Raw genomic sequence first — 6473 nt, forward strand, 5'->3', positions numbered from 1 at the left:
CCGCGGGCGGGTCTACCAGGGGGAGCCGGTGTCGAGGAGGGTGTGGGCGCGGCCGAGCAGCAGCGGGACGGCGGCGCCGATCTGGTCGAAGCCCTCGCCGACGGTCGCGTTCTGCAGGAAGCGGGCGTGGATGCCCTCGAGGATGACGGCGAGCTTGAAGCACGCGAACGCGACGTAGAAGTCGAGGTCGGCGAGGTCGAAGCCGGTCAGCTCGGCGTAGCGCTCGGTGAACTCGCGGCGGGTGAAGAAGCCGGGCGCGGAGGTGATCGTGGCGCCGACGGGGAGCTGCTCGGCGTCGCCGGCCTCGGCCCAGTAGACGAGGGTGAGGCCGAGATCGGAGAGCGGGTCGCCGAGCGTCGACATCTCCCAGTCGACGACGGCCGCGATCTCGGGGCGGGGCTCGAGCCGGGCGAGGGCGTTGTCGAGCCGGAAGTCGCCGTGCACGAGCCGGGCGGGGGCGTCGGCGGGGAGCCGTTCGGCGAGCCGCGCGACGAGCCGGTCGTACTCGGGCAGGTCGTGGGTGTTGCCGGTGGCCTTGACGGCCTCCTGCGAGCTGTCCCACTGCTTGCCCCAGCGCTTGAGCTGGCGGGCCATGTAGCCGCTGGGGCGGCCGAAGTCCTCCAGGCCGGCGGCCTTCACGTCGACGGTGTGGATGGCGGCGAGCGCGCCGGCGAGGGCCTCGCTGAGCCCGCGCGCCTGCTCGGGGGTGAGGTCGTCGGCGTCCTCGCGGGTGCGCAGGACGCGGCCGTCGACGAAGTCCATGAGGTAGAAGCGGGCGCCGATGACGTCCTCGTCGTCGCAGAACGCGAGGGTGCGCGGGACGGGCACGGACCCGGCGTCGCCGAGCGCGGACAGCACCCGGTACTCGCGGCCCATGTCGTGGGCGGTCGGCAGGACGTGCCCGAGCGGCGGGCGGCGCAGCACGATGCGGCGGCCGCCGGCGAGGGTGATGCCGTAGGTCAGGTTGGAGCGGCCGCCCGCGATCAGGTCGACCGCGCCGATGCGGCCGGCGTCGGGCAGTTCGCGGGCCAGCCAGGCCGCGAGGCGGGGGACGTCGATGCCGGGCACCCCGGCCGGAAGGTCAGCGTCAGCGGTCATGACCCACCATTAGAACGCGGCTCGGTGCGGGCCGCGCAGCCGACCCCCGGAGTGCGGCCGCGGGAGGGTCCCGGCGGGGCCGGTCTGTGCGCTCGGTAACCCTTCGGCCACATCCGGACACCACCCGGAGGCGGTAAACCGGACCCCCGTCACGGTGGTGACCTGCGGGAATGATGTCCGAAATGCCACTAAACCTCCGAGCGGCTGAAACTTGCGGAGAAAACGGGTTTGCACGGGTGGATTCGCAAGAGCGCCTGGGTACGCCTCTGCTTCGACTGCCGCGGAGAGTGGGCTCCGCCGTGGTCGGCAGGGCCGGCCGTTGTTCCCAGCCCATGGCGGCGAGCTGGACCTCTGGGTCCCGCTGGGCTAAGAGAAGAGGACTAGACCATTCGGGGCTAGACCGCCCGATTGGGGGGACGCAACCGTGGCAGACGCATGGCTGCCGGGAGCCGGCCGCATGCCGGCACGACAGGACGGTGGAGCGCTACGGGGAGGTGCGCCCCGAGCCGTATGGCTGTCCGGAGAGTGCGACCCCCGCAGCGTGTCGGCACGCTCGGCGGCCGCCGACCTGCTCAAGGAGGAACGGCCGCCGCACCTGGTCTGGCACCCCGGCTCCGGGGACGTCGTCCAGCTCGTGCCGGTCACCCGGGCGGCCCGCCTGCTCGGCATGCCGGCCGGCCGCGAGGGCCGCGCCTGCGTGCAGATCATGGTGGTGGGGCAGTCCCGGGTGCCGTTCACGGGCTCGCTGCTGATCGGCGTCGAGGCGATCGTCGCGTGGCTGGACACCTGGGGCGTCGCGCGCCGCTGGCCCGCCGGTCCCCCGCTGCCGTCGCCGCAGTCGTACCACGCGGAGCGGTCCCGGCGGGAATGGGCGCGCGGCGGCCACTTCGGCGCCTCGCAGGTGCCGCTGGCCGAGCGTCCGGACCCCGGCGGCATCGACATCCGCCGCATCACCGGCCCGGACACCCCGGTCGCACCGATCCCGGCGCCCCGCGCACCGCTGCCCGAGCCGCCCGCCGCGCCGCTGCTGCTGGCGCGCCCGCCGCGCGCCCACGACCCGGTCCGGGCGGATCCGGCCGACGCGCCCGCGCGTCCGGCGCGGACCGCGCCGCTGCCCACCGCCCCGTCCACCCCGGACCATCCGCCGCCGCAGGGCGACCCGGTCCCGGTCGGCTCGTCGGCCCTGTCGAACTAGCCGGCCGGACCTCCGGCGCCCGGTTCAGCGCGCGGCGCCGGACGCCGCGTCCCCGGACCGCGCCGCGTCCTCGGACAGCGCCGCGCACGCCAGCTCGCGGACGATCGCGCACCCCGCCCGCAGCTCGGCGGCGCTGCCCGCCGAGCCGTAGCCGACGACGAGCCCGCCGAACGACCGGGGCCCCGCGTGGTGGCGCTCCATCGGGTCCACCAGGACGCCGCGGTCCGCCGCGTCCCGCGCGACCCGCTCCGCCACCGCGTGCGGCAGGTCGACGACCAGGTGCAGCCCGGCGGTGTCGCCCCGCAGCCGCAGCCCGTCCAGCGCCCGCACCACCACCTCGCGGCGCCGCGCGTACTCCCCGCGCATCCGCCGGACGTGCCGGTCCAGGTCGCCGCGTTCGAGGAACAGCCGGAGCGCGTGCTGCGGGACGACCGCCGTCCGGTCGTTCAGCTCCTCGCGCCGCAGCGCGATCGCCGCCACCAGGTCGGGACGCCCCACCAGCCAGCCGACGCCCATGTCCGCGGTCAGGATCTTCGCCGACGTGCCGAGGTAGACGACGACGTCCGGGTCCAGCCCGTACAGGGCGGGCAGCGGCGCGACGTCGTAGCGGAACTCGCCGTCGTAGTCGTCCTCGGCGATCAGCGCGCCGGTCCGCCGCGCCCACGCCAGCAGCGCCTGCCGCCGCGGCACCGGCAGCACCCCGCCCATCGGGTACTGGTGCGACGGCGTGGCGTACACCAGGCGCAGATCGTCCGGCAGGTCGTCGGCGATCAGGCCATGCTCGTCCACCGGGCACGGCACGATCTCCGCGCCGCGCCCCGCCAGCACCGAGCGCGCGCGCCGGTACCCGGGCTCCTCCACACCGACCCGGTCGCCGGGCCGCAGCATCGTCGCCGCGAGCAGGTCCAGGCCGTTCGTCGCGCCGCGCGTGATCAGCAGGCCGTCCACCGGGCAGGCCACGCCGCGGCTGCGCCGGATGTAGTCGGCGAGCGCCACCCGCAGCCCCGGCACCCCGTGCGGCTCCTGCCGCTGCTGCGGCGGCATGCCCGCCGCGAGCCGCCACGCCCGCCGCCACGCCGGGGTGTCCAGCGCACCGACCCACGCCATCCCGGGCCGCAGGTCGATCTCCCCCGGCCGCGCGGGCCGGCGCGTGCTCCCCGGCAGGCTCCGAGGCTCCTCCGGCCGCGGCGCCGGGTCCGCAGCGACGCCGTCCGTCACGTACGTCCCGGACCCGTGCCGGCCCTCCAGCCAGCCCTCCGCGTACAGCTGCTCGTACGCCTCCGTCACCACCGTCCGGCTGACGCCCAGCAGCCCCGCGAGCGCCCGGCTCGCGGGCAGCCGCTCGCCCGCAGCCAGCCGCCCCTCCCGCATCGCGGCCCGCAACTGCGCTACGAGCTGGGCGTTCATCGGCTCCGCGGCGTCCCGGTCAATGCTGAGCGGCAGATCGATCGACAAAGTGGTCTCCGGCTTTCCCGTCCAAGTGGCCCTACTGACCAGGCCACTCGCGCTCTAGCGTAAACGGACATGAAGCCGCTCTCCGCAACGCCCCGCACCAGCCTCGGCCGCTACCCGGAACGCTCCACCGACGACCGCGCCGCGCTCTACGAGATCCTCGACGCCGGCCTCATCTGCCACCTCGGCATCGTCGTCAACGGCACGCCGCGCGTGGTCCCCACCTGCTACGGCCGCCTCGGCGACACCCTCTACGTGCACGGCTCCACCGGCGCGTCCAGCATGATGACCGCCCCGTCGCAGGAGATCTGCGTCACCGTCACCCACCTCGACGGCATCGTCCTCGCCCGGTCCCTGTTCCACCACTCGATCAACTACCGCAGCGCGATGATCTACGGCGTGCCGTCCCTGGTCCCCGACGACGGCAAGTCCGACGCGCTCCGCGTCATCACCGAGCAGCTCGCCCCCGGCCAGTGGGACGCCGCCCGGCAGCCCACCCGCAAGGAGCTCGCCGGCGTCGCCGTCCTCGCCCTCCCCCTCGACGAGGCGTCCGTCAAGGTCCGCCAGGGCCCGCCCGGCGACGACGACGAGGACTACGCCCTGCCGGTCTGGGCCGGCGTCCTGCCCGTCCGGCAGGCGTTCGGCGCCCCCGTCCCCGACCCGGCGCTGCGCCCGGGCATTTCCGTCCCCCCGCACCTGGCCGGCCGGTAACTCGATGCCCCGCGCAGTCGTCCATGGTCGTAGGGTGAAACCCATGAACGAGCGGCTCGTGTGGATCGACTGCGAAATGACCGGACTCGACCTGCGCGCCGACGCGCTCATCGAGATAGCCGCCCTGGTCACCGACAGCGAGCTGAACATCCTGGACGAGGGCGTCGACGTGATCATCAAGCCGCCGCCCGAGTCGGTGGCGCAGATGACCAAGATCGTCCGTGACATGCACACCACGTCCGGCCTGCTGGAGGAGCTCCCCGGCGGCATCACGCTCCCCGAGGCCGAGGAGACCGTCCTCGACTACGTCCGCTCGCACGTCAAGGACGCCAAGAAGGCCCCCCTGTGCGGCAACTCCATCGCCACCGACCGCTCCTTCCTCGCCCGCGACATGCCCGCCCTGGACTCCCACCTGCACTACCGCATGGTCGACGTCTCCTCCATCAAGGAGCTGGCCCGGCGCTGGTACCCCCGCGTCTACTTCGCCAGCCCGGAGAAGAAGGGCGGGCACCGCGCCCTCGCCGACATCACCGAGAGCATCCAGGAACTGCGCTACTACCGCGCCGCCGTGTTCGTCCCCCAGCCCGGCCCCGACTCCGAGACCGCCCGCGCCCTCGCCGCGGACATCTCCGCCCGCTGACGCGCTCCGCGGCTGACCCACTCCCCGGGAGCCGCTACACTACTTGGAGCCGGAAGCGATTCCGGCCGCGGTGGGTGTAGCTCAGCTGGCAGAGCACTTGGTTGTGGTCCAAGATGTCGGGGGTTCAAGTCCCCTCACTCACCCCAGGCGAAAAGCCCTGGTCATCGCGGAGATGGCCAGGGCTTCTTCCATGTGCGGGGTGTTCCGGAAGCCGCGGGGCGGGGCGCCCGGCGGGTGCGGATCGGCGCGTTCCGGGCGGGTCCGGCGCCGCGGCACGCGTGTTCATTCGTTGGCTCTGGATGATCGGACGGTTATGCTCCGTCCTTATAAACGCCAATGACACCCCAAGGGCGACGGATGAGTGTCGATGAGACCGCCCCACTGCGCGTACTTGTGGTGGACGGCGACGCCCACGTGCGGGCGGATGTGATCTCCCTGCTCGACGGCAGCAGCGAGCTGCAGGTCGTGGCCGAGACCCACGACGCGGCGGCGGCGGTGCCGCTCGCGGAACGGCTGCGGCCCGACATCGTGCTGCTGGACGCCGGCGCCGCGCAGCACGCGTCCCCGCTCAGCCGCTCGTCCCGGGTCTTCGTGCTGGCCGCCGCCGACGACGGCCCCGCCGTCGAGACGGCGATCCGCGGCGGCGCCTGCGGGCACCTGGTGCCCGGCGCGTTCACCGTCCACGACGTGATCCGCAGCGTCCGCGACGCCAACCGGGTGTCGCTGGGGCTGTCCGCGCGCGAGGCCGAGGTGATGGACCTGATCGCCACGGGCCGCTCCAACGGCGAGATCGCCCGGCAGCTGTTCCTCAGCGAGAAGACGGTGAAGAACCACGTCAACCGCATCTACGGCAAGCTCGGCGTCAGCTCCCGCGCCACCGCGATCGCGCTCTGGCGCGGCATCGTGAGCGTCCTGCCGGGCAGGGACTAACCGATTCGCACTGGTCCGCGGGTCCTGCTACTGTTCTTCCTGTCGCCAGGGACACCGGCCGAGGCCGGAGCCCCTGAGAGGCAAGCGCCGTTAGCTCAATTGGCAGAGCAGCGGACTCTTAATCCGCGGGTTCGGGGTTCAAGTCCCTGACGGCGCACCCGCAATGAACGAGGCGTACACCGTAGATCGGTGTACGCCTTTTCTCATGCCCGCCGGACGGGCGCCCGCTGGGGCGGGGGCCTCTCATAAAGCGACGGAACCCCGCTCTCGTCTGGGGGCGGGAGCGGGGTCCGTGCTTGGGGGGTGTGGGGTGGGTTTGGGTTAGCCGAGGGGTTTGGGGGTGCCCTTGGTGCCGGCGCCGTGGCCCCAGGAGATGACCTGGTACTTGACGCCCTTGAGGTGGCCGACGGAGGTGCCGGTGTCGTAGTTGCTGGCGGGCTTCTTGCC

Annotated in this window: 6 protein-coding genes and 2 tRNA genes; 6 read left to right on the top strand and 2 right to left on the bottom strand. The window is 73.5% G+C overall.

The features are described 5' to 3' along the window. Nucleotides 1-12: 12 nt before the first annotated feature. Nucleotides 13-1098, bottom strand: coding sequence for a phosphotransferase family protein (locus tag J4709_RS50745; RefSeq protein WP_208252721.1), 1086 nt, complete (start codon nucleotides 1096-1098; stop codon nucleotides 13-15). 541 nt (nucleotides 1099-1639) lie between these two features. Between J4709_RS50745 and J4709_RS50750 the strand changes: the two genes are divergently transcribed. Continuing rightward, nucleotides 1640-2293, top strand: a complete 654-nt coding sequence (locus tag J4709_RS50750) for a hypothetical protein (RefSeq protein ID WP_307802156.1) — start codon at nucleotides 1640-1642, stop codon at nucleotides 2291-2293. Between the two features lie 24 nt (nucleotides 2294-2317). Here J4709_RS50750 and pdxR read toward each other — a convergent pair whose 3' ends face one another. Beyond that, nucleotides 2318-3748 carry a MocR-like pyridoxine biosynthesis transcription factor PdxR gene (pdxR, locus tag J4709_RS50755; RefSeq protein ID WP_232385329.1) on the bottom strand — a complete coding sequence of 477 codons (1431 nt, stop codon included), beginning with the start codon at nucleotides 3746-3748 and terminating at the stop codon, nucleotides 2318-2320. A gap of 69 nt (nucleotides 3749-3817) precedes the next feature. Here pdxR and J4709_RS50760 point away from each other — a divergent pair, with 69 nt between their 5' ends. The 5 genes from J4709_RS50760 to J4709_RS50780 all read left to right on the top strand — a co-directional run bounded on the left by J4709_RS50760 (nucleotide 3818) and on the right by J4709_RS50780 (nucleotide 6183). Then, entirely contained in the window at nucleotides 3818-4456 is a 639-nt protein-coding gene (locus tag J4709_RS50760) for a pyridoxamine 5'-phosphate oxidase family protein (RefSeq protein WP_208252722.1), read from the top strand. 43 nt (nucleotides 4457-4499) lie between these two features. Continuing rightward, nucleotides 4500-5096, top strand: a complete 597-nt coding sequence (orn, locus tag J4709_RS50765) for an oligoribonuclease (protein ID WP_208252723.1) — start codon at nucleotides 4500-4502, stop codon at nucleotides 5094-5096. 70 nt (nucleotides 5097-5166) lie between these two features. Beyond that, a tRNA-His gene (locus J4709_RS50770) sits at nucleotides 5167-5242 on the top strand. Nucleotides 5243-5453: 211 nt separating this feature from the next. Beyond that, nucleotides 5454-6026 (top strand): response regulator transcription factor, encoded by a 573-nt coding sequence (locus J4709_RS50775; protein WP_208252724.1) that lies wholly within the window; start codon nucleotides 5454-5456, stop codon nucleotides 6024-6026. Nucleotides 6027-6110: 84 nt separating this feature from the next. Then, a tRNA-Lys gene (locus tag J4709_RS50780) sits at nucleotides 6111-6183 on the top strand. Nucleotides 6184-6473: the final 290 nt, after the last annotated feature.

It is taken from the genome of Actinomadura violacea, from assembly GCF_017573465.1.
GTDB classification, from domain to species: domain Bacteria; phylum Actinomycetota; class Actinomycetes; order Streptosporangiales; family Streptosporangiaceae; genus Spirillospora; species Spirillospora violacea.